Source organism: uncultured Cyclobacterium sp., assembly GCF_963977555.1.
Taxonomy (GTDB): Bacteria; Bacteroidota; Bacteroidia; order Cytophagales; family Cyclobacteriaceae; genus Cyclobacterium.
Genome location: NZ_CAXBPD010000009.1, coordinates 1 through 23,283 on the forward strand (window position 1 = coordinate 1; position 23,283 = coordinate 23,283).

General features: G+C 41.9%; 26 protein-coding genes. 5 read left to right on the plus strand and 21 right to left on the minus strand.

Annotated features, from left to right (window positions below; all coding sequences use genetic code 11):
• Nucleotides 1–102: 102 nt before the first annotated feature.
• The 4 genes from AAC073_RS12535 to AAC073_RS12550 form a co-directional block, all read right to left on the minus strand.
• A complete protein-coding gene (locus tag AAC073_RS12535; RefSeq protein ID WP_339924182.1) occupies nucleotides 103–411 on the minus strand; it encodes a type II toxin-antitoxin system RelE/ParE family toxin in 309 nt (102 codons plus the stop codon).
• 3 nt (nucleotides 412–414) lie between these two features.
• The gene (locus tag AAC073_RS12540; RefSeq protein WP_339924183.1) at nucleotides 415–954 is read right to left on the minus strand and encodes a hypothetical protein; all 540 of its coding nucleotides are present in this window, start codon (nucleotides 952–954) and stop codon (nucleotides 415–417) included.
• A gap of 526 nt (nucleotides 955–1,480) precedes the next feature.
• Nucleotides 1,481–1,678, minus strand: coding sequence for a hypothetical protein (locus AAC073_RS12545; RefSeq protein ID WP_339924184.1), 198 nt, complete (start codon nucleotides 1,676–1,678; stop codon nucleotides 1,481–1,483).
• Between the two features lie 169 nt (nucleotides 1,679–1,847).
• Nucleotides 1,848–2,321: a hypothetical protein gene (locus AAC073_RS12550; RefSeq protein ID WP_339924185.1), complete on the minus strand. Its 474-nt coding sequence runs from the start codon at nucleotides 2,319–2,321 to the stop codon at nucleotides 1,848–1,850.
• 529 nt (nucleotides 2,322–2,850) lie between these two features.
• Here AAC073_RS12550 and AAC073_RS12555 point away from each other — a divergent pair.
• The 3 genes from AAC073_RS12555 (at nucleotide 2,851) to AAC073_RS12565 (ending at nucleotide 5,479) form a co-directional block, all read left to right on the plus strand.
• Entirely contained in the window at nucleotides 2,851–4,173 is a 1,323-nt protein-coding gene (locus AAC073_RS12555; protein WP_339924186.1) for a site-specific integrase, read from the plus strand.
• A gap of 17 nt (nucleotides 4,174–4,190) precedes the next feature.
• Complete coding sequence (locus tag AAC073_RS12560; protein WP_339924187.1) at nucleotides 4,191–5,066, plus strand: hypothetical protein; 876 nt, start codon at nucleotides 4,191–4,193, stop codon at nucleotides 5,064–5,066.
• A gap of 185 nt (nucleotides 5,067–5,251) precedes the next feature.
• Entirely contained in the window at nucleotides 5,252–5,479 is a 228-nt protein-coding gene (locus AAC073_RS12565; protein ID WP_339924188.1) for a hypothetical protein, read from the plus strand.
• Nucleotides 5,480–5,558: 79 nt separating this feature from the next.
• Here AAC073_RS12565 and AAC073_RS12570 read toward each other — a convergent pair whose 3' ends face one another.
• From AAC073_RS12570 to AAC073_RS12645, 16 genes are all read right to left on the minus strand, one after another.
• A complete protein-coding gene (locus AAC073_RS12570; RefSeq protein WP_339924189.1) occupies nucleotides 5,559–5,798 on the minus strand; it encodes a hypothetical protein in 240 nt (79 codons plus the stop codon).
• 167 nt (nucleotides 5,799–5,965) lie between these two features.
• Nucleotides 5,966–8,236 (minus strand): molybdopterin cofactor-binding domain-containing protein, encoded by a 2,271-nt coding sequence (locus AAC073_RS12575; RefSeq protein WP_339924190.1) that lies wholly within the window; start codon nucleotides 8,234–8,236, stop codon nucleotides 5,966–5,968.
• 11 nt (nucleotides 8,237–8,247) lie between these two features.
• Entirely contained in the window at nucleotides 8,248–8,706 is a 459-nt protein-coding gene (locus AAC073_RS12580; RefSeq protein ID WP_339924191.1) for a (2Fe-2S)-binding protein, read from the minus strand.
• 115 nt (nucleotides 8,707–8,821) lie between these two features.
• A complete protein-coding gene (locus AAC073_RS12585) occupies nucleotides 8,822–11,062 on the minus strand; it encodes a molybdopterin cofactor-binding domain-containing protein (RefSeq protein ID WP_339924192.1) in 2,241 nt (746 codons plus the stop codon).
• Nucleotides 11,063–11,280: 218 nt separating this feature from the next.
• Complete coding sequence (locus AAC073_RS12590; RefSeq protein WP_339674731.1) at nucleotides 11,281–12,390, minus strand: aldo/keto reductase; 1,110 nt, start codon at nucleotides 12,388–12,390, stop codon at nucleotides 11,281–11,283.
• Between the two features lie 72 nt (nucleotides 12,391–12,462).
• A complete protein-coding gene (locus AAC073_RS12595) occupies nucleotides 12,463–12,966 on the minus strand; it encodes a PQQ-dependent sugar dehydrogenase (RefSeq protein ID WP_339674734.1) in 504 nt (167 codons plus the stop codon).
• A 136-nt stretch (nucleotides 12,967–13,102) separates the two neighbouring features.
• A complete protein-coding gene (locus AAC073_RS12600; RefSeq protein ID WP_339924193.1) occupies nucleotides 13,103–15,010 on the minus strand; it encodes a PQQ-dependent sugar dehydrogenase in 1,908 nt (635 codons plus the stop codon).
• Between the two features lie 59 nt (nucleotides 15,011–15,069).
• Entirely contained in the window at nucleotides 15,070–15,423 is a 354-nt protein-coding gene (locus AAC073_RS12605) for a carboxylesterase family protein (protein WP_339924194.1), read from the minus strand.
• 18 nt (nucleotides 15,424–15,441) lie between these two features.
• Entirely contained in the window at nucleotides 15,442–15,729 is a 288-nt protein-coding gene (locus tag AAC073_RS12610; RefSeq protein ID WP_339924195.1) for a hypothetical protein, read from the minus strand.
• A 9-nt stretch (nucleotides 15,730–15,738) separates the two neighbouring features.
• The gene (locus AAC073_RS12615; protein ID WP_339924196.1) at nucleotides 15,739–16,677 is read right to left on the minus strand and encodes a carboxylesterase family protein; all 939 of its coding nucleotides are present in this window, start codon (nucleotides 16,675–16,677) and stop codon (nucleotides 15,739–15,741) included.
• A gap of 32 nt (nucleotides 16,678–16,709) precedes the next feature.
• On the minus strand, nucleotides 16,710–17,561 hold the full coding sequence (locus tag AAC073_RS12620; RefSeq protein WP_339924197.1) for an aldo/keto reductase: 852 nt from the start codon (nucleotides 17,559–17,561) through the stop codon (nucleotides 16,710–16,712).
• Nucleotides 17,562–17,654: 93 nt separating this feature from the next.
• Nucleotides 17,655–18,068 (minus strand): helix-turn-helix transcriptional regulator, encoded by a 414-nt coding sequence (locus tag AAC073_RS12625; RefSeq protein WP_339924198.1) that lies wholly within the window; start codon nucleotides 18,066–18,068, stop codon nucleotides 17,655–17,657.
• 49 nt (nucleotides 18,069–18,117) lie between these two features.
• On the minus strand, nucleotides 18,118–18,726 hold the full coding sequence (locus AAC073_RS12630) for a flavodoxin (RefSeq protein ID WP_339924199.1): 609 nt from the start codon (nucleotides 18,724–18,726) through the stop codon (nucleotides 18,118–18,120).
• A 13-nt stretch (nucleotides 18,727–18,739) separates the two neighbouring features.
• Nucleotides 18,740–19,186 (minus strand): nuclear transport factor 2 family protein, encoded by a 447-nt coding sequence (locus tag AAC073_RS12635; RefSeq protein WP_339924200.1) that lies wholly within the window; start codon nucleotides 19,184–19,186, stop codon nucleotides 18,740–18,742.
• Nucleotides 19,187–19,204: 18 nt separating this feature from the next.
• Entirely contained in the window at nucleotides 19,205–19,654 is a 450-nt protein-coding gene (locus AAC073_RS12640; protein WP_339924201.1) for a nuclear transport factor 2 family protein, read from the minus strand.
• Nucleotides 19,655–19,689: 35 nt separating this feature from the next.
• Entirely contained in the window at nucleotides 19,690–20,775 is a 1,086-nt protein-coding gene (locus tag AAC073_RS12645) for an alpha/beta fold hydrolase (RefSeq protein ID WP_339924202.1), read from the minus strand.
• 315 nt (nucleotides 20,776–21,090) lie between these two features.
• Here AAC073_RS12645 and AAC073_RS12650 point away from each other — a divergent pair, with 315 nt between their 5' ends.
• Both AAC073_RS12650 and AAC073_RS12655 read left to right on the plus strand, forming a co-directional pair.
• On the plus strand, nucleotides 21,091–22,089 hold the full coding sequence (locus AAC073_RS12650; protein ID WP_339674752.1) for a sensor histidine kinase: 999 nt from the start codon (nucleotides 21,091–21,093) through the stop codon (nucleotides 22,087–22,089).
• Nucleotides 22,086–22,793 carry a LytTR family DNA-binding domain-containing protein gene (locus AAC073_RS12655; protein WP_339674753.1) on the plus strand — a complete coding sequence of 236 codons (708 nt, stop codon included), beginning with the start codon at nucleotides 22,086–22,088 and terminating at the stop codon, nucleotides 22,791–22,793. The genes AAC073_RS12650 and AAC073_RS12655 overlap by 4 nt, the downstream gene beginning before the upstream one ends.
• A 99-nt stretch (nucleotides 22,794–22,892) precedes the next feature.
• Here the strand turns inward: AAC073_RS12655 and AAC073_RS12660 are convergent, their stop codons facing one another.
• Complete coding sequence (locus AAC073_RS12660; protein WP_339924203.1) at nucleotides 22,893–23,150, minus strand: hypothetical protein; 258 nt, start codon at nucleotides 23,148–23,150, stop codon at nucleotides 22,893–22,895.
• Nucleotides 23,151–23,283 lie beyond the last annotated feature (133 nt).

A 23,283-nucleotide genomic window follows, 5' to 3' on the forward strand; every position in this document is an offset into this window, starting at 1 on the left:
TGGACTGGGTTTTTATAGATTAGATTGTCTGAGTTTTTCAGCAGACCCTAAGTAGAAAAGAGTGTAGAGAATTCTACCCCAAGCCGTGGTCTTGCTAGGTGGCTATTTATTCCTTTTCGGCTTTCTGGTAGGTTTTTGATAGTTGCTAAAAATATCCGTTACAATAACGATTTCTCTATCAACTTTGTAAATGATTTTGTAATGATATTCCTGCAAATAACGGTGCCCTTTCCCAATATATATCAGGTCGTCTTCTACTCTCCCTCTATTCGGATAGTTTTCAAGCGTTTCTGCTCTGTCAATAATTTTATTTACAATCTCAGTCGCTTTTTCGGAACTGGCTTCCCCTGAATAATGATCGTAAATCTCTTTCAAGCATATTTTCGCCCACTCTGAAAACCTAACCTCCATGGACTACCAATTCTTTAATTCTTCCCTGACCTGTTTTGACGTTTTTACACGGCCTTCTCTAATGTCCTTTTCAGACCTTTCCGCCCTGGATATTAGTTCCTCTTTTGTGATAGCTTTGCCATCGGGTTTATATCCAACAGGTGAAGTTATTTGGTCTGCTTTAATCAGCCCATGAATAAGCTTTAACACACGATCATCTGCATGTTGAATGTATTGGCTTATTTCTTCTCGTATTTTAACTGTGTCCATCGGTTTTTTCTTTTCGTTCCCTAAAGTTAACGATTCCGTATTACAATTTGATTTGTTCCAATGGATGATATTTAGGTATATGGCTTTTCCTGGGTGGTAATCATCAAAGTTCCACCCGATGTATTTAGTGATGTCTTCAGCTGTCATCAGAATAATATATCGCTTAGATTCGGTAGCATGGTTTTCATGTGTCCAAAATTGCATCCCCCCAGTTCTTTTATTAAATTTCGCATGATAGGCAAAAATTATCCTCAACCATTCCTTTCTGCTTTCCTGTGGGTTTTCAATTATCATTTTGAGCAATTTCTTGCTTGTAAATTTCTTGAAATAACGAACCTATCCTGATAATTTCGAATCATTTTGTTAAACAACTAAAGGGAGGTGGTTGATCTTGACGACATAACCAAAAAGATAAAGTCTCTTTTCCTTTCTACAATGAGCCAGATTTTCCAAGATAAAATATCTATAGATTTTTCTTGAAAATACATCTGCCCATCCCACCACTTGGAATGTGAAAAAATAGGGCATTTCATCTGTTTATATTTGTTTTCCAAAGGTCAAATGGAATCTCGCTACAATAATCATTTTTTGGTCTGACGATTTTGTCATGCTCGATTTCCTGATCTCTTATTTGATAAGCCTCTCCCATAACTAAAAATAGCCTATCCTTGAATGCATTACAAATAAATGCTGCCCGGGTAGCTGAATAAAGTGTCGTTGATTTGGATTGGGTCTCAAAATTTTGTCCATTTGATTACATAAAGGGGGTCTTCAGAAGCCATTGCAAATGGCATATAAAAGATTTCGACTTCAAAGTAAGTTAGGAATAAAAGTGTGTAGAGGATTCTACACCCAGCCCGGGGTATAAATCCCTGAATTTACTTGTGATACCTCCATTGACTGAATTGATAGCAACATTATCCACAACTGTGATCACAGTTATAGCAGCATTATCTCCATATTTAAACTTTTCGAAAGTTGGTAGCTGGAACTCGGCCCCATCTAAGTCAATTAACATAAACGGGTTATTGCCTGCAAACTGGTAAGGTGAGAAGTAGGGATAGTTATTTGCCAATGGATCGACACTCTAGAACCTCTTTAGGATTTTTTACCCCTACCACACTATTCCCTACATTGCCTACCAGTCAAAGAACGATTCATAAATGCCGTTGCATTAATGAATCAATTTATTGCTCAGATTTATTACCAAGATAATATTTGATAATATCATCAGGACTCGGAATATCATTTCTGAGATACCTACTATTAAAAACTATAACACTGGTTGGTTTAGATTTCTTCCCTAGACTTTTGCAATAGACTCCAAATCCAAATTTGGGGGAAGTAAATCCTTCATTATCTACTATTAATTCTTTATCCTCATTCGAAATTATTTCTTTTAATTCCAGGCAAGTTGAATTCAGAATATTCAATTCGTTAAAAAAAATTTCTCCTTTAAATATTTCAATACTTTCTATCTCATTACCACCAATATCTGAAAAGACAATATGAATATCATAAGTAGGCAAATATAAAGTTTTATTTTTTTTACCGAGAACATTTATACTTCCTTCTTTGGAATTAGGATACCTAGATAAAATTGATTGAATATTATCTTTTAGATTAAAATCACCAACAGAAAAATATGGAATTATCTTCATTGTTTATTTTTTTTTGGATTGTTCTCCCTCTAGGTGTATGCCATGGTCAGCTGGGTGAATTTGCAAAACACCCTTCTTTTATTATCAATTTGCAATTGGAATTGCATGGAATTACCAATGGTCTCGTCTCATGCTTATTCACAGCCACAGTAATCTAATTCATCAGATCAAATTTATTTTCCCCTTGCCCTCATTCTACATTAAAAAATATGGATTGTAGCCTCCCGGAAATAAAGGCTGATCCGGAAATTTATCCTGATCCCCTCAAATAGCCCCTGACTAAAAAAAACAAAACCCTAACCTATTGTAAATCAATAAGCTAGGGTTTTGTTCAGTAGAGAGTGGGGGATTCGAACCTATGTACTAGAAGAGACAAAATATTATCATAAATACCATATATACATATATATAGCAAAATTCTATCCCAGGTAAAGATAAGTTATGAACACATTTAATCAACTTTTTCGCCCCTGAATTCGCCCCTGAATTTTATTTTCATTAAGTTTAAAAATCATTAATAAACTAGAGCATGGAAGCATCTTTAAGATATGAGCTAAGAAGGGATTTAGAAAACAAAAAAGGGGAGCAACCACTTACGTTATTGATTCATTTGTCAAGTCAGCGGAAAAAAGTTGCCACCGGGATACGTCTTATACCAGAGCTTTGGTCCCTTGAAAAGCAGCAAATTTTAAACCTTACCACCAAACTAAAAACCCTTCTACAGAAAAAATACGGAGACAACCTTCCTAAAAAGCAAACCTTAATCCAATATCAAGATGATCTAATTGATCTAAAGAACAAAGTCAGGAAGATTGAGGAAGGATTTAGATCTAAGGGGATAGCCTATAGTGTTGAAATGCTGATTGAGAAAATCAAGGAAACTAAAGAGATAAAAATCAAAAAAGAAGATCCTACTAATTTGGTTTACGATTTTATCGACCGGTACATTCAAGAGCATGAACTCACACGAGTGAAGGGTAGTCTAGTTGTTTATAAATCGCTCAAACATCATTTGAAAAACTATGAAGTAAAAACCAGAAACAAAATTCGGTTTGAAAATATCGACTATACATTTATGCAATCCTTCCAAAACTTTTTGATCAAATGGGAAAAGGTCCATGAGACCACTGGAACTGTCAATACTTTAAACAACATTACAATTGCTAAGCAATTAAGTACGCTTAAAACCTTTCTGGGATATGCCAAAAGACTGGGTATAAAAGTTAATGATGGGTATAAGGATTTCGCAATAAAAAGAGATAAGCTTGAAGTAATCGCTTTAACCCAAGATGAATTAGACCAACTTTTTACTTTCAACCTGAGCTCAAACAAACGGTTAAGACAAGTACGTGATGTTTTCTGCTTTAGCTGTGTTACCGGCCTTAGGTTTTCAGATCTTCAACAATTAAAAAGAGAACATATCAAAGAAATAGAAATCAGGCTGACCGTTAAAAAAACCAAAGAACCTTTAATTGTCCCACTAAACAGTTACTCCAAAGCTATTTTGCATAAATACAAAGAACTTGTCTCTCCCCTACCCGTGATTTCCAATCAAAAATTCAATAAGTACGTCAAAGAACTCTGCAAATTGGTTGGTATCGATGATTCTATTGAAATAATCCGGTATAAAGGAGCCATTAAGCAATCAACTATTTACAAGAAACACGAAATTATCAGTGCACATACGGGTAGGAAAACCTTTGCAACTCTTTCTCTGGAAAAAGGAATCCCAGCAGAAACCGTGATGAAGATAACCGGACATTCAGATTATAAAAGCTTTCAACGCTATGTGAAAGTAACTGAAGAAAGAAAAAGAAACGAGATGCAGAAAGCCTGGGGTGCTCCTGTATGATATTTAAAAATCGACCTATGAAAAAGTTTGAACCCACTAGACCTTTATGGCAATACAAACTCAGAGAATACTTACTTCTTTTTGATAGTTATTCGGAAGAGGAAAGAATTCTTGCCTATCGTTATGGCTGGTACATTTTTTCCAACAATCGAAATCATTTTGAGGATTTTTCCCATTTTATTCAGCGCAGGAAATGGTTTATATACCTATCTTTGATTTACCCAATCCTGCTTACATTTCTAAGTCTTTTATTAGCCGTTTCAGTCCTGACAATTGACGTTACTTTAAAAGTACCCATTGCTATTATTTTCTCAGGGATAACAGCTGGAATTATCTACAATTTGATTGGCAATACACTTAAAAATATTAGGGAGACAGGGATATTTTTAAAATATGTTGATCCTGCCGAAAAGCTAGCCAATTTCCGTGAGTTTGAAAATCTTGATTATTTGGACAAGGAACGGGCAATCCAATTTTATGAAAATATGAGGGCAAAGCGCGATTATTCTATGATAGCTCCAGGTGAAAACGAGTTAGATAAAACGGAAAAATTACTGGCCCTTGATTTTTTATTGGGTGATCCTGGAAATCTAAACGAACTAATCAATAAACTGTGTCATCATTCAACATGTAAATTGACTAAGGAAGGTGTTTATCGGGTATTAGGGGAAATTCTATTAGCCTCTCCAGACAATATAAAAAAGGACATCACTAAAGGAGTAAAAGAAATCAGATCGGGAAAAAGCTTAGGTCAAAAAAGAATAGACCAGCTAACAAACGTCAAGGCCATCTTTAATCAATCAAAATTGGCATTGAAGGCCAATGAAATTGATAAACTCCTTGACACCGCCCAAACAGCAACACTGGATAAATCACAAGTGGATGCTTATTAATTCCCGATTAAATAATTTTATGCAACAGGTAATAATAAAGTACCATTCTAATTTTTAATCTCCAATAGGCTCTATTAATTCAACTCATTGATATTCTATGAATTGCATTTTACTTTTCAATCAGATTGTTTTTAGTTCAACCAGAATTTGATTAACTTAAAGTATCAAATTGAATTTAATCAGCTATGAAATTCCTCATCAAACTTTTTCTAGTTTCCTTTATTGGCATGGTAGCCATGTTTGGTGCTTTAGGCAGCGACAACAAATGGCCTGGACTGATAGTAGCCTTTGCTGTGTGGGCTTGGTTTATTTATTCCCTCTCCAAACCAAAAGAAACAGCTACTGATAGAAAAATCAGGGCACAAGAGCGAAAGATTGAGGAATTGCTGCGGAAATTGGAACAAAGGGGTTAGTGATCTCCCATTTGATGTTTTTTTTAAATTGGTACTTTAACAAAATTTTTCTCCAAAGATCTAAAGTCCCTACAGAAAATTAAAGTTCAATTTTTAAGCCCTCCATTTCCAACTCCTTAATATGCATGCCGGCTTCAATCAATTTCTCTGATTCTATGGACTGTAGGGCTTTTTGAATCAATTCGATAAGCCTCTTTCCCTTATCCAACCTTTCAAAGGGAAAGGGATCCAGATTTTGATCTATTAATTGATTGATCTTTCGGTCTGTTTGAGTTTGGTTGTTTTTCAATTGCATTACGATCAGGGAAATATCTTCCATTGTTTATTCTATTAATATTCTAGCGTTAATAAATTAAACATTAAAATTCGATTTTTTCATTTTTTTGCCAGCTACCGCTTAATGATAGCAACTGCTGTTTAAACATCACCTCCTACAAATACATCTACCTGCAGCTAGATTCCTTGAAATACAGTTAAAAATACCCATCACATTCCCAGATTTTCGATTTGCAAGATCTGAGGCTGAAAGGGTTGCTCATACAATCGTTTGCCTGTTGCTTTGTAAAGTGAATTTCCCAACGCGGCAAAAACTGGAGGGAATAATGGTTCGCCCAATCCAGTTGGGTCCTCTTTACTTTCCACGAAATGCACCTCAATTTTCTTTGGTGCCTCGCCGTGCCGGATCATGCGGTATTTGTCAAAATTGGTTTTCGTAGGCACGCCGTTTTCGAACGCCATCTCTCCGTAAAATGCGTTCCCTATGCCGTCAACAATGGCTCCCTCGCCCATGTTTGCTGCAGCGTCGGGATTGACTACTATTCCACAATCGACTGCAGCATAGACGCTTTCAACAACCGGTTTTCTGTCCTTGATACTAACATCTACCACCTCTGCAACATAGGAATTATGGCAGAAGTAAGCAGAAACACCCCTTGAAATACCATCGGGTACATTTGACCAGTCGGATTTATCTCTTACCAGTTCCAGTACTCCGGCATATCTCTTCGGATCATAATCGTTGTTTTCCCCCACGGGGTTGGCTTCGGCCCTCTTGAGTAATTCCAATCGGAATGCGATGGGATCTTTTCCCATTTCCTCTGCCAATTCATCTAGGAAGCTCTGCTCGGCCCCGGCGATAAAATTGGATCTGGGTGCCCGGAAAGCACCAATGGTAATGTTTGATTCTATCTGCCAGGTTTCGGCCAGGTAATTGTCTATGGCACCCGCAGGGAATCGGTTTGCGTGCAGCGGAGATTCCGGGATACCCCCGGCCTTTACATGCAATGCCAGCAAGTTATTGTTTTCGTCTAGAGCAGCCCTGTAGGTGGCTGAGTAAGTGGGTCGATAAACCCCAGCCGACATGTCATCCTCCCGGGTATAGACCATTTTTACAGGTGCCTGGATTTTTTGAGAAATCAATGCTGCTTCTACCATATGGTGACTGTAGGCCCGCCGACCAAAGCCTCCCCCCATCCGGGCAAGGTTGATCTGGATATTTTCTTTCGGAAGCTCCAGGCTGCTGGAAAGTGCGTTCATAATAAAATCTGGTGCCTGGGTTGGACCGTAAATGATGGCCCTATCCCCTTTCACCTCTGCGAAACAATTCATCGGCTCCATAGTGTTGTGGGCCAAAAAGGGAGCGGAATACGTTCGTTCAATTACTCTGGCCGCTTTTTTGAAAGCAGCTTCCGGATCTCCGTCTTTTCGCTGAACATTTCCGGGTTTGCGCTGGAATTCCGCCATCTTTTCCTTGTGCGTGGTGGAATTCTCCAATCCTCCGGGAACGCTAATATCTCTGGTTTGACCTCCCCTACCCGCCATGGGAAAAGTGCTTTCCGGAGCTTCTTCCCATTCAGCTTGGAGGCTTTTTTTGGCTTGCAAGACCTCCCAGGTAGAATTTCCCACAATGGCGATGATCTCCGGGAATGTAGTGGTATCAAAGAAGTTTCTACCATAATCATCCTTAAAAATTTTGACTTTAAAGGCATCCTGAATACCCGGCAGGGATGTCACTGAGCTTTTGTCAAAGGATGTGAGCTTCATGCCGAAGGCCGGCGGATGAACAATGGCGGCATATTTCATTCCCTCCACCTTATGATCCAGCGAAAACATCGGCTTTCCTGTTACAATTTTTTGCAAATCCACATTCTTTTTGGAATGGCCAATGATTTTGAAATCAGCATTATCCTTGAGTATGATGGATTCCGGCTCCGGTCCATCCAGCGTCCCTGCCAGGGAAGCCATCTCACCATAGCCAGCCTTTTTGCCACTGGCTTGATGTTCCACAGTACCCATATTCGTTGTTATTTCAGCCACAGGAACATTCCAGGATTGTGCAGCTGCATTTACTATCAACTGTCGGGCAGTGGCCCCGGCGGTGCGCAGGGGTGTCCAGGCTGCACGCACACTTTGCGAACCTCCCGTAAATTGTCTGTCAAAACGCTCCGGATAAAAATCCGCCTGCTCTACAAACACGTTTTTCCAGTCCACATCCAATTCCTCAGCCAGAATCATGGGGAGCGACGTTTTCACGTTTTGACCAAATTCAGGGTTCGGATTGAAAAGGGTGACTGCGCCATTTTCCCCAATTTTAATATAACTGTTGATTTCAAACCACTCATCTGGCATGGTCAATACTTCTTCGGGTGTCGGTTTGCATCCGGCCAGCCAACTAAAGCTCAACATCATTCCACCTCCTGCAAGGCCTGACACCTTTAAAAAGGATCTCCTATCTAATTTTTTATTTAGCAATGTCATATTTCAGTAGGTTATAGTGTTTGGGAAGCCGTTTTAATGGCTGCTTTTATCCGGGTATAGGTGCCGCAGCGACAGATGTTTCCATTCATTGCCGAAGTTATCTCTTCGTCCGTTGGCTTGGGGTTCTTCGCCAAAAGGGAGGCCGCAGACATGATTTGCCCGGACTGACAATACCCGCATTGTGGTACATCATGTTCTAGCCAGGCTTTCTGTACCGGATGATCCCCCTTTTCAGATAGGCCTTCGATGGTCACCACCTTTTTGTCTTCCACGGCACTGATCGGATAAGAGCAGGACCTTACCGCCTCTCCATCTACATCTACGGTGCAAGCGCCACATTGTGCTATGCCGCAGCCGAATTTGGTACCCACCAGGTCTAAGTGGTCCTTCAGTACCCATAACAGTGGGGTGTTGGGATCCACATCTACCTGAATTGATTTGCTATTGATATTTAAACTAAACTGTGCCATATGATTTGTATTTAATTCTAAATTAACAATTTACATTTTAATCTGCTTACAAAATTCAAACAATGCGCATTATTATAATAAATTTATGATTGATCAAAAGGACTTTTTTGCTCTGCTAGCTGTTCAATTGCCTGGAAAAAGGCTGATCGTAAAACCTGTTTCCTGTAGCTTTATAAAGCGCATTTGCCAATGCTGCGAAAACCGGCGGGTAGGCTGGTTCGCCAAGACCCGAGGGATCCTCTCCGTTTTCTACAAAATAGGTTTCGATCGATTTTGGTGCCTCTTTCATCCGGATTTGCCTGTATTGGTCGAAGTTGGATTTGCTGACTACCCCATTTTCAAAGGTCAGTTCTCCATACATGGCCGTACCGATGCCATCTATCACCGCTCCTTCGCAGAGGTTTTTGGCCGCATCAGGGTTTACTACAAGCCCGCAATCAATGGCATTGGTGACTTTATCGATTTGAACCTGCCCATCGACTATTTTCATCTCCAAGACCTGAGCAGCGTAGCTGTTATGGCAGAAATAGGCCGATACTCCTCTGGAAACTCCTGGTGTTGAATTTGCCCAGTTTGCTTTTTCCCTGACCAATTCTAAAACTTTTGCATACCGGTCCGGATCGTAATCATTTCCTTCACCTACCGGGTTTGCTTTTGCTTTTGCCAGCAGTTCTAATCGGAAATCAATGGGGTCTTTGCCCGCTTCCTCCGCAACTTCATCCAGAAACGATTGCTCTACGCAGGCCATGAAATTGGATCTTGGTGCACGGAAGGAACCTGTAGTGATATTGGAGGGCACTTCCCAGCCTTCGGCCAAATAATTATCCACAGCTCCTGCCGGAAACCTGTTTGCGTACAATGGGTTTTCTGGTAGACCACCTGCGTTGACATGAAAGGCAATCAATTGATTGTTTTCATTGAGGGCTGCCCGGTAAGTGGCCTGATAACGGGATCGATAAACGCCCCCGGTCATGTCGTCTTCCCTGGTGTAAACCAGCTTGACAGGAGCATTCATTTTCTGGGAAATCACCGCTGCTTCTATCAGCCAATGGGCATAGGACCTACGGCCATAACCTCCACCCAGTCGGGTCATTTCTATCTCAATATTTTCTACCGGAATGCCCAATCGGCTTGAAAGGGCATGCTCCGTCAATTCGGGTTTTTGCAATGGCCCGGCACAGGTCACTTTATCCCCTTCCACATGGGCGAAAAAATTCATAGGCTCCATGCAGTTGTGCGCCAAAAAAGGACCGGTATAGGTTCTCTCTATGACTTTAGCAGCAGTGGAGAAAACCGCTTCGGGATTCCCATCTTTCCGTTGGGTTTGGGGTTTTTGAGCGGCTTGCTTCATCGCCATTTCCTGGGCATCCGTATTTTCCAGGCCTTTTGGCACTACTCTGACAGCTTCACGACCAAACATGTCCCGCTGTTCCTCATAGCCTTCCTGAATTTCCCAGTCCGCTTTTATAGATTTCTTTGCCTGAAGTACCTGCCAGGTGCTGTCTCCGACGATTGCGATTAAGTCGGTGAACTGCACGGTGTCGAAGAAGGTCCTTTTGTAATCGTCCCGAAGGGATTTGAACTGAAAAATATCCCTAATGCCGGGCATGGACCGGGCCTGCGAATCGTCAAATGATTTGAGTCTATTACCAAAAGCCGGAGGATGAATAATCATCGCATACAGCATTCCCTCCTTTTTATAATCCATTCCGAAAAGGGGTTTTCCGGTGACGATTTTATTCAGGTCAACATTCTTTTTGGAGGTGCCGATGATCTTAAAATCCTGGCTTGCTTTTAAATCAACCTCTTCGGGAACCGGCAATGTAGCCGCCAGGCTGGCCATTTCTCCAAAATGTGCCTTTTTGTTACTTGATTGATGAAGGATAAATCCCGGTTCCGTGGTGATTTCTGAAACCGGAACGTTCCAGGTTTGCGCCGCAGCACGCATCAGCATTTGCCGGGCTGTAGCTCCTGCTGTGCGCAAGGGGGTCCAACCGGTTCGGATAGCCTGACTTCCTCCGATAAATTGCCTGGTGAAATTATCTGTATCCAAAGGGGCCTGTTCCACGATGACCTTGGTCCAATCGGCGTCCAACTCCTCAGCCAGAATCATCGGCATGGAAGTTTTAACATTTTGACCGCCTTCCGGATTGGGAGACATCAAAGTGATCAATCCATTATCACCTATACGGATATAGCCATTCATTCTAAACCAGTCCTCTGGCATTCCCAACGCCTCCTCTGATTTGGGTTTACATCCTGCCAGCCAATTAAAGCTCAGCATCATCCCTCCCCCGGCAAGTGCTGAGACTTTTAAAAATGACCTTCGATCGAGTTTGGTTGATTGGTTACTCATGGAAAATTAGATTTTATGCTAAATGAATGGTAAATATTCAGATACTCAATTTAATACATTTTTTTAAAGAGTCGTACGCAAATCAAATGGTTGAACTGGTAAAACGCTTCGACAAGAAGACCATCACTTTTGTTCTTATCTCTTCTACCTCAAACATGGGGCCGAAATCAGGTGCCTCTCTGGCGATAATCAATTCGCTCAGGATACCGGGTTAGAAGTTATTGATCCACTAAGGCAGATTCCTTCGAACGGACACCCAGCAATTCGAATTTTTCTATTTCGGATCGTATTTCGGTTAACTCACTGGTCGAAAAGGTTACTTTTAAAGCCCCAAGGTTTTCTTCCAGATGTTGAGGGCTAATGGTGCCAGGTATGGGGACAATATAGGATTTTTGAGCAAGTAGCCATGCCAAAGAAAACTGGGCCATGGTAATCCCCTTTTTCTGTGACCAATCCTGCACAATTCGCAAAAACGGCATGTTTTGTTCCAATCCTTCAGGTGAGAAGAAAGGCAACTGAGAACGTCTGTCCAGATTGTCAAATCGGCTATACGCATTGAATCTTCCCGTCAGAAAAGATCTCAATGTCGGTCCCCAAGGCACAAAACCCACTCCGAGCTCCTCGCAGGTGTCCAGAATCTGGTTTTCAGGAAATCGCTCTCCCAGCGAATACTGTGTTTGCAAGGCAGAAACAGGTAATTCTGCATGCGCTTTTCTCAAAGTATCCGGGGCTACTTCCGAAAGTCCCCAGTGTTTCGCTTTACCAGCAGCAATGATGTCCTTAAAAGCACCAGCGATTTCCTCGATTGGAACCTGTGGATCCCATCGGTGCAGGTAAAGCAGATCAATGGTTTCCACACGAAGTCTTTTCAAGCAACCATCGACCACCCCTTTGAGTGATTCAGGGCTGCTATTTCGCCCCATGCGCTGGCTGTTTTGAATCTCAAAACCGATTTTAGTTGCGATTTTGATTTGGCCTTTAAAAGGTTCTAAACCTTCTCCCACTACCTCCTCGCTTCCATATGGTCCATATACTTCCGCTGTATCAAAAAACGTAACACCGCGCTCCACTGCCTTGCGGAGATGGGCGATCATATCCTGTTTTGGAGGAGTAGGATTATAAGTGCCTGCCACCATACTCATGCAGCCTAATCCTATTCCAGAGACTTCTAATGCTCCAAGCTTTCGGGTTGGGAGTGTGGAGGCTGAGTCTAGTTGAACTTTGTCACCTGAGCCCATTGCCAAAGCAGGGGTCATTACGATTCCGGCTCCCGCCAATGCTGCACTTTTAAAAAACTCCCGTCGGTTGGATTTCAATTCTTTAGTCATGTTTTTCGATTTACTTTATATCTTTATTCTCCTGCTTTCAACAAGGAGATCTAAATCACGATTTTCTAATTTTTACGGCTTGTCGATTCTATATAATCTACCTGCATCAGTAATTGCATAAAGGGCATTGTCAAATCCTTGGGTGATATCTCTGAAGCGTTGGTTTTCTTCAACCAACAATCTTTCTTCTCCCACCACTTTATTGTCACTGTCGATTACCAGTCTAGCTATATGCATTCCGCTCAATCCTCCTGAGGTGGTAGCAATTCGCATCTGCCCAGCCTTTTGGGTGATTAACAACCTTCCATCGGGTAGATTTGTGATGCCCCAGGGAGCTGTCAAATCAGTTGAAATAACAATAGCTTCAATCGGCGTATCAGTAGTTACGCTTCCAATTCTTGTTTGTCCTTTAAAAGAGGGCTGAAAGATTGAATTCGGTGAATTCGTTTCCACCGGTGTTCCTACTTCTTGCTCCAAACCAGTATCTTGATCATCGAACAGGTCAGCAGCAGAACAACTCACATGGAGCCCCATACTCATGATGGAAAAGAGAAGAATAAATTTTGATGTTTGCATGTGGTTGTTGTTTAAGTTGTAATCCAGATTATAGAGATTTAAGCGACTTAAAAACAAACTCAATATTTCAGTTGAACTTGACTCTTAAATGCTTCAAATCACTTTTTTAAGGCGGGCTGAATCTTCCCTCCTTCAACTATTTAATGCTTCCAAATTTTCGAATCATACCATCTCCTTTAGTGATAACGTACAATTCTCCTTCGCTGTCCTGTGCCAATCGAATGTCCAAGCGACCTGCCCCTGCGATTGCACCCCGACCCGGAAGTCCCTCAGAACCACCGCCTCGCTTTCGGTAGGTTTCTTCTGATAGTTCTCTAAGATTAGTTTTTAGTTCAATTATCGGCGCAAAAGTTTGTGGGTCACCGTCCTCAGCGGCCAGCACGTCTTTTATTTTAGCATACCAAATATGCCCGGTAGTGATGTCTCCAAATACAATGGTTCCTTGCAAGGCTTTGTGGCGTGTGCCTGTATAAACAAAGCCATTCGCAATCGCATCACCTCCCCCTGGTGCATGAGGATATTTAATTACCGTATAGGTAGGTTTTACAATTCCTATAGTATCTGTATCAGAGAGTAGAATTGGTATTGTATCATCAGCGGGTATAGGACTCATCCCATTACCTTCGGACATAGCAAGGTTACCCTCCCGGAGGGGATATCCATAATTTGCTCCCTTCTTGATGATTGCCACGGTTTCCCAGCTAACCAAACCAATATTGAAGGCAAGTAATACAGGATCACTAGGCTGGTCAGGGTCAATATACCAGGTTAGGCGGTGTGGGTTTCTTAGGCCGTAGGCCCAGATCTCTTTTCGTGCACCTTCTACAGAAACAAACGGATTGTCGTTTGGAATTCTGTATTGACCGTTTTCGCTTATTGTACTAGTTGTTGTATGTTCATTCAGCATCGGGATAATACGAAGAACCTTCCCTTGATAAGTATCTAACCGTTGGGCATGCATCCGCATTGGGCCTGGTCGCTCTCCGGTACCAGCATCCCCAATTCCCAGGTACATGACACGCCAGTCGGCGTCGCCTGCTTTGGCCACAGGATTAAATGTGATTTCATTAAATGGATGAAATAACCCTGGCACAAAAAGTCTGAATACCTCACGTGCCGATCCCTCGAAAGTCGTGTTTCCAATCTCCTCATCCTTCCACTCCACAATGACCAACTCTCTGGCGAATCGTGTATCCTGGACTGTTTCAGGTTTCGCAATCGGCTCTGTAAGCTCATAACCTTCTAAATTAAGTCCGGATACTACGCCTGCCTTCGGCGTTGCACTTCCTTCTGTGTCAGCAACATTCTCCATATGGAGCGTATAAAATATTCCGTTCTGCTCATACTCCGGATCAAAGACAAAATTCAGCATACCTGCCGCATATCCAAACCCAGCTGTGAAATTTGGAAACAGACCAGCGAAATTTAGGTAGGTCGTCAACTCTTTTGTCTGCTTGTCCAGAATATATAGTGGGCCTGTTAAATCGTTTAGGAAAAAACGTTGTTTGTCTCCCGGTTCATCTATCATGATACTGCCTCTCGCCAATACCCCGGAAACACGATCAGTTGACATGTCTCCAGTGATAGGCATTTCGAAATAATCTTCAAGTTCAAGCGTGATCTCTGAAGTGTCCGTCGCAGTTGAAACTGGCGAATTAACGTCATTCGGAGATGAAGCCAGTGAACGGAGATAAGCGACGACATTTTCAATTTGGCTGTCGGAGAGTCTACCATTTAGCGAAGGCATCATCCCGGCAGGAATTCCTTCTTTGACCACCTTGAATATCTCTGCATCAGTCGAACCGTGATCCCAATCAGAATCAGTTAAGTCGGGAGGTTGTATCCCCCCACGTTCGGCGATAATGGAAATCTCAAAGCCTGCCTTTTTTGCCCCTTCACCAGCATCTCCATGACAGTTCGCACAATTGACATCGTAGAGACTTTTCCCCTCTGCCAATGATTCAGGCGACGTTTGCGGTTGAACAGGGAGGATAACTGTGGCGAATAGCGCTAGAGATGTTAATAATGATTTGTATACACTCATATCTAATTGACTTTATAGTTGGAAAAGTTTATGTAGTTATAGATTATGGATATTATGGCTTAAAAACCGAGTCTAGTTTGCAATCGGGTTCGGTTCTTAAATGCTTTTTCCAACACATCGAATCGTGCTTTTCTTGGATCGGGGGTGCTGGTCACGTTTCCGTCGAGCGTTATATTCAAAATCTCTGCTTGTTGAATGTCGTACTGCGGCCATTCTGGAAGGTTGTTGCCGTTAGGATTTCCGGTTTTGGCAAAATTGGCCCAATAGGTATTCATGATCCTTGCTAACTCCTTTTCCTCTTTTGTTGGTTCACCCTGGGCTCCCCATCTTGCATTGAGTGTATTAAAGACAAAAGAAGTTTCCGAACCATGCCCCGCTCCATAAGGAGATCCTTCTCTATTTGATGGCGGCACGTAACCAAATTGCCATACCTAAACAGGTTGGTTCTTTTCGACGAATGCTCTTCCTGACATCCGAGCTGGTTCGCCCCAACCCCAATCGGTCGTAAACTTGGTCAGGACTTCGTTGAATTCTTTGTTACCATCTGGATCGTAAGCAGCTTTGGCTTCTGCTTCCAATTCACCGAATTGTGAAAATAGCTCTTCCTTGGTTTGGCTTGCATTGATAAATCCCCCTCCGATTTCTGCACTTGAGCTTCCGATCATCAACGGAACTTTTGCCTGTCTTCCGGCTTGATAGGAGGTTTCGGCAGTTTCCACAACGAGTTCTCAATCCAGAATAGGTCCTGAATAAGTTCTGGCTCCCGTGCTGTCATTTTCCTGACCACCATCTAAAATTTCATCGACGCTCAATGCCCGAAGCTGATCCAATGCAACTTTACTAGTTCCTTGAATGCCGTATCTTTTTGCAAAGTTGATCCCGATGGTTTCTGCCGAAACTGGGTACAATTCATCAGCATTATTCTGATCGATTGGTCTACCTGTAAGGACACCATCACGGCCACCACCAGACTGACTTATTGCTTTGTGGAATAGGTTCTTTGCTGAAGGAATGCTTAAAAGAGAATGTACAGCAACTCCACCGGCAGAAAAACCAAAAATAGTTATATTATCAGGATCGCCACCAAATTCGGAAATGTTGTCCTGAATCCATTGTAATGCGGCTATCTGGTCCATGTAAGCATAACTCCCCTTCATTTCCTCAGGATGCTCTTCGCTCAAAGCTGGAAAAGCAAAATGACCCAACCGACCCAGCCTGTAATTGATGGTTGTTAAAATAACCCCTTGATTCGCAAAGGCATCACCCGTTGAACCAGGACCAGCTCCACTTCCTCCTGTAAATCCACCTCCGTGAAGCCACACCATCACCAGGAGTTTCGCTCCCTTTACTGCATCAGCTGGTTTCCAGATATTCAGGAAAAGACAATCTTCTGATGTTTTGGCTGTAGATCCCGGCCAGGTTCGTTGCGGACAATCGGCACAATATTCCGTGGCATTTCTCACCCCTTCCCAAGGTTTGACAGCCTGGGGAGGTCTCCAACGGAATTCACCGACTGGAGGCGCTGCAAAAGGAATTCCTTTGAAAGAGGTGACATCTCCCTCCGTCGATCCCCGGAGTGAACCAGAGCTTATTTTCAAGATGGGTTCCTGTGCATGTCCAGTAAAAACTATCAGGAAGAAGAAACTGATTAAAATAGACTTTTTCATAGTTAGTGGTACTTGGGTTTTTTTGGTTGTTGCTATTCTTCTAATTTTCTACTGGTCAGCCATTTGACCATATTGGGATCACGGTGATCAAAGAAGGAGCTCTCCTTTTGATCCAGCGTTTCGATCAGCTTCAGGTCTTCAACATTAAGCTCAAAATCGAAAACGTTGAAATTCTCTGCTATCCGTTCTTTTCTAACGGACTTTGGAATCGCTATCACTCCCCGTTGGGTCAGCCATCTGATGACAACTTGTGCAATGGTTTTCTGGTATTTTTGACCGATAGCGGCCAAAAGTTCATTGCTGAATAGTCCATTTTTCCCTTCTGCGAAAGGCCCCCAGGATTCGATTTGGATGTTGTTTTCAGTTAAAAATTGCTGGGTTTCCACTTGTTGGTGGAATGGATGCGTTTCGATCTGATTGATGGCCGGAACGATTTCATGGAATGCCATCAAATCTACCACACGGTCAGGCTGAAAATTACTGATGCCTATTGCCCGGATTTTTCCCTCCTTGTACAATTCTTCCATTGCTCGCCAGGATTCATGGACAGGTCCATACGGCTGATGGATCAGATAAAGATCCAGGTAATCCAATTGGAGCCTTTTCAGCGATTTCTCCACAGCAGCTTTGGTTTTGTCATATCCAGTGTCCTCAATCCAAAGCTTGGTGGTGATGAACAAATCCTCTCGGGCAACACCACATTCTTTGACCGCTCTCCCGACGGCCTCTTCATTTTTATATGAAGCAGCGGTATCGATCAATCTGTAGCCCACCTCGATCGCATCGATGACGCTCTTTTTGCATTCTTCCAGATTGGCGATTTGAAAAACCCCAAATCCTAGAATGGGCATTTTCACACCGTTGTTTAATGTTATTGTATCCATAATTTTCCTTTATTCATGTTTAAGAAGTTAAAAAATCCAAGCCCACATGGACCTGGAATTTTTTACTATTTAACCTATTCAATGCATATGTTTTTAGTTTTTGTTGAGCAATTTTCGGTATAGTGAAGGGTTCATGTTCAAGACTCTTTTGAAAAAGTTATTGAAATGGGGTACTTCAGTAAAACCCAAACAATAAGCTATTTCAGATACGCTCCAGTCAGTTTGTCCTAATAGGCGTTTAGCTTCAGCTACCTTTCTGTCTCTATTGATTATTGAAGTTGATTTATTTAATATTGCTTTAAGTGATCGATTGAGATGATTTACATGGATATTCAGCTTCTGGGCAAAATCTGATGCTGATCTCAACTTTAATGTATAATTCTGATCAGCAACTGGAAATTGATTTTCCAGTAATTCCATAAAATCTGTACTTATCCGATTTGCGGCAGAATTCGGTTCCTTTTCAATTTGTCTTTTTGGTCGTATCTCTACTGCTGTCTGAATCAAAGACTTGTTTTATTCCCTATTGCATTTAAAGCAATGTTAACTGAGAAGCTTAGAAGCCCAAACGACCCAGCCAAGCATCTACTTCTGTTTTTACTTCCTCTTCTTTTTCTCCCTCCATCACAAACAAAACTCCGTCTCGCTCGATCCCGCCTCTGGTGGAGTAACCTTCCAGAATAGTACTTTCAGGACAGAGCTCTTCAACCTTGTCAAAGCTACTTCCGATTCCATACCCCGCATTTGTATTGAAGGGAATTACCATTTTGCCACTGAGGTCATTTTCACTTAGAAATGTCTTCATCGGCGGCGGTAGTTGCATGCCCCAGGTAGGAAATCCGACAAACACTGTCCGATACTGAGATACGTCCACCTCGGTTTCTAACGGAGGAAGAATACCGGTCTCATTTTCTTTGGCTACCTGGGCAACGATGGCATCATAATCTTCCGGGTAAGGGGTTTCCAACTCCAGGCTTACAAGCGCTCCCCCCACTTTTTCCTGAATCATCTCTGCCACCGCTTTGGTGTTTTTGGTGCGTGAGAGATAGACAATGAGGATTTCGCCCAAGGATATTTCACCCGGATTATATAAGGCTTCCGATTGGGTTTGGCTGGAGCAACTTAAAGCACTGGTCAGGTAAATGAAAAGGAGAAATAATCTCATGGCTGTATCGTTTTTACCGGTCTGCGGGTTCCATTAATTTGGTGAAGGACAGGGAGCCCAATTTCCAGCCCTCTGCTTTTTTAATATATACTTCCGTGACTTCAAATGGATTAGTTACTTCATTGCCGCCCACTTCAGCGATCAAGGTGATGCGGTTCAGCAAAATGGCCGTGTTATCGATGATTTCCACAGAAACTTCGTGAATGTCTGCGTCTTTATACCAAATACCACCGCTACGGATGATGTCTACTTCACGCTCCTTCCCCCAGGAACCACCCATATGGACAAAAACCGCTTTATCGTCAAAGAGGTCCGCAAGCTTATCAGCGTCTTTCTCTGCCATCCACTGCCATTTGGTTTTAGAAATTTCGATGATTTCCTGTTGGGCGTTATCCTCTTGGGCAAAGAGAAATGGTGTAATCAGGAAGAGGAGAAGAAATCCTAGAAATGTTTTTTTCATGGTCATACTATTTTAGAATTAATGTTCGATCTCGTGGGTATCTCTAACGCTGCTGAAAGTGAAAACCAGCATTTTCCAGTCTTTTCCCTGCTTTTGGTAGACTTCAGTTACAGTAAATTCATTTTCCACATCACTGCCTCTTACGTGGGCTGTCAAGGTGATTCGATTCCAGACTACCGCTGTATTTCCAGAAATCTCAACGGCTGTATCATGTACTTCCGCATTTTTGTACCAGATACTTCCCGTTTCGATAATTTCCAGTTCACGGTCTGTTTTCCAGCTGCCACTCATGTGGACAAATTTCGCTTTGTCGTCGAAGAGTTCTTCCAGTTTCGATACGTCCTTATCGGCCATCCATTGCCATTTGTCCATGGAGAGCTTCTTGATTTCCTGCTCCGTAGACGTTTGTGAAAAAGAATAAGAAGCACTTAGTAGAATAAAGGTTAAAAGGAAAAGGTGCTTTTTCATGGTTCGTTATTATTAGTTGAGTTTTTACTTAATCTTTATTTGTCAAGGCCTTTTTGCTTGAGCCATTCGGACATCAAGTCGGCTATTTGTTTATTGTTTAGATCTGAGAACGGAAAGTGGGTATTTCCATTAATCCCTATTTCCGGAAGATGTACCAAGGTGACATCGCCTCCATTATTATTTACAGTCTCAGTCCAGCGTTTCGCCATTTGCAAGGCAGCTCTCCATTGTTCCTGACCCGGGTTTTCTACGGGTTCGGTAGGAATATAATCTCCATAATACATCACAATGGGGATTTGTGTCAGTTTTTTGAATTCATCAATCGGCACCCCTTTTGCTCCCAAGGTTCCACCTACATAATGGATTGGTTCCGGAACAATCCCTTCCGGAAAGACGAAATTGCTTCCCGGCTCATAGGAGATAATTCCTTTGATATGATCTGTTTTTAAAGCAGTAAGCCAACCTTGACCGCCACTATGGGAATGGGTAACCAAAATTCCATCTCCAACTTCATCAAAAAGGGCAGAAACAGCATCGGTATTTGCATTTAAATCAATAGGGCCTGTATCAGGCGTAATCTGTCGGAAAAACTGGTCCAAAGTCTCAGGTTTTTTGTCAAATTGAACTCCCGGATAAAATTCTGTTCCTATACCCAGTCGAAAAATCCCAAACCAAAGTTGATCATCCGGAGCTGCAGAAATGCTACCCGGTACGGTACTTCGTCCAGCTCTTCCCCGTCTTGGTTGGTCGATGAGGTAAATTGAATATTTTTTTCGAAGAAAAATATTTTGAAAACCCTCTCTACCATCGGGGGTTGATTCCCAGGTTTTGGAAAATTGTCCATAGCCATGCCAAAAGATCAAAGGAAGTTTTTTCGCTTTCATTGGAATTTGGTAAAAGACGTAAGCATGGTCTCCATGTAGCGTTTGACCTGAAGCACTTTGATTGCCAGGATTGAATGCTCCATGGGCAATAGGGTCAAATGTACCCGGAGCTGTGATTACTTTACCTCCCACGGCAAAGCTCCCCTGATCTTCAAGGACGATATGATCTTTCTGACATAGTGCAGTTAAGGACGTGCTAAGAAAAAAGGCGGTATATAAAATTTTGATTTTCAGCATCGATAGAGTCCTGTTTGGGTTTTTCTAAGCATTAATAAAATTTAGTAAATTGTTGATGATTTAAATTTTACATATGCTAAGAACCTTCTTATACATTACAAATAGACGAAATATTATCCTATGATTTTATGCAAATCTATAGACAGCAGGATTCTCTCACCCGAACGACAATTTTGATCAACGAATGAAATCAGTCAGTTTCATTTAACGATTTGCATTTACCACTTATTGGATAAAAATTGCCTTCTGTAGATCACAACTGTCTGTTGGATGATCCCTTTATTTTCGTGTTATTTAAAAGGCTAAATTTCCGCCATGAAAAATAATTTTATTTCCCGCCCGGTATTTTATGCATTGCATGTCCTTTTTTGGCTGTGTTACGGGGCGATATTGTATGCTTCCTTAAGCAATTGGATCAATTCCTCCAGTGAAATCTGGGGTGCGGTGATTTCTGATGTCCTGACATCTTCTTCCATTGCCTATTTGAATTATTACCTACTATTACCGAAACTGTATAAAAAAGGAAAGTATACCGGATATATTTTAGCTTCTATTGCCGTGGTAGTTACCATAGTGCTGTTGCGGGTTAACCTCCTCGGTATGACGCACCGTTCTGTTACCTATACCTACTTTATCAGATCGGTTCCGGCTTTTGGCTTTTACCTAATCACTACTGTTATCTGGTTTTTTGCCAATATGATTTCGGCGCAACGAAAAGAAATCGAACTTCGAAACAGTCAATTGGCCTCTGAACTGAAATTTCTGAAGCTTCAACTAAGCCCCCATTTCCTGTTCAATACCCTGAATAATATCTATTCGATGGCCTATTTCAAGGAGGACAACACCGCTCCTGCGATCATGAAGCTCTCTGAAATGATGCGCCATATGCTCTATGAGGATCAGGGGCGTTTTGTTTCCCTTGCCAAAGAAATTAAGTTTATGGAAAATTTCATTGAACTCTGGGGGTTAAAGTTGGATGAAAAACCAACGATTGAATTCAGCCATGAGGGCGTAAAAGACAGGCATAGCATCGCTCATCTTATATTTTTAGTTTTCCTTGAGAATGCCTTTAAACATGGCAATACCATGGACGGGCGGATTGCGATTAAACTTACCCTCGATAAAGAAGATATGCTACACTTTTACATCAGGAATGATGTACTAAAAGCACGTAAAACAGCTGAAGAAGAAAGTGGTGTCGGCCTTTCGAATGTAAAAAAGAGACTCAACCTGATTTATCCGGGAAAACACAAGCTGGTACTGGATCAAAATACCGGCTCCTTTGAAGTGAACTTAAAAATAGACCTGAAATGAACTACCAAATCCTTATCGTGGACGACGAGCCCCCGGCCAGGAAATTGCTATCGGACTACGTTTCCAAGGTTGGCCATTTAGAATTGGCTGGTGTTTGTAGCAATGGGGAAGAAGCGATGGATTTTCTAAAGAAAAATCCTGTAGATATTCTTTTGCTGGACATCCGTATGCCACTGATGACGGGAATAGATTTGCTCAATGAACTCCCGGATAAGCCCCTTACGATTTTTGTAACCGCCTATGAAGAATATGCGGTTAAAGGATATGAGCTGGATGTGATCGATTACCTGATGAAGCCGGTTTCTTTTGAGCGCTTTAAGAAAGCAATCGAAAAGGCAGTGGAATACCTTTCTGTACAAGTGTCTGCTGAAGACCTAATGGAAAAACCCGATTATTTTTTTATCAAAACCGACACCCGGATCGTTAAATTTTTTTACGCGGAAGTGCAGGCAATAGAGGCGCAGAGAGAATATATCAAGATCATCACCCCTACAAGAAAGATCTTGTCGCTACTGTCCCTTACCAGTATAGCCAATGCCTTGCCGGGTGAGTTTGTTCGGATTCACCGCTCCTTTATTATCAACATGCGGCATATTGACGAGGTCCAATCCAATGAAGTGTTGATAGGACAAGACCTGTATCCCATCAGCCGGAATTACAAGGAGGAATTTTTTAAAAAGCTGGGAGATAGAAAATTACTTTAGAGAATTCGAAAGCAAGAAAAAACAAATTCATCTATGTTAAAAAGATGCCGTACGAACAAATCAACTTCAAGAACAAAAAAAGCCCCGAAGGGCTTTTTATCAAGATTTCGATTTCCTAGACGTAACACCTTTCGAAGCAGCTACCTTTTTGCTGATATAGGCCGTGTGGGTTTTGCCGTATTGATCCGGTCCTTTCAGTGAAGCGACCTCAAATACCAGGTATTCTTTGCCGTCGTAGTCAACCATGTGGTCTTTGAGTATTTCATCTAGTGTTTCCTTGGAGATAGATACTCGAATGATATCTAAATCTTTAACTTGTGTTCCTTTTCCGATGTAAGTTTTTTCAAATTGCGACATGACTTTAACTGTTTAAGGTTTTAAATTTGATTATGCCTAAGAGTTCGGGGGCTGCCAGGGACACCCAAGCCAAGGGCCGTGCAAAAAAATTGTGGAAGGCTTCCTCTGGAAAGCCCTATTTTTTTGATCGGGC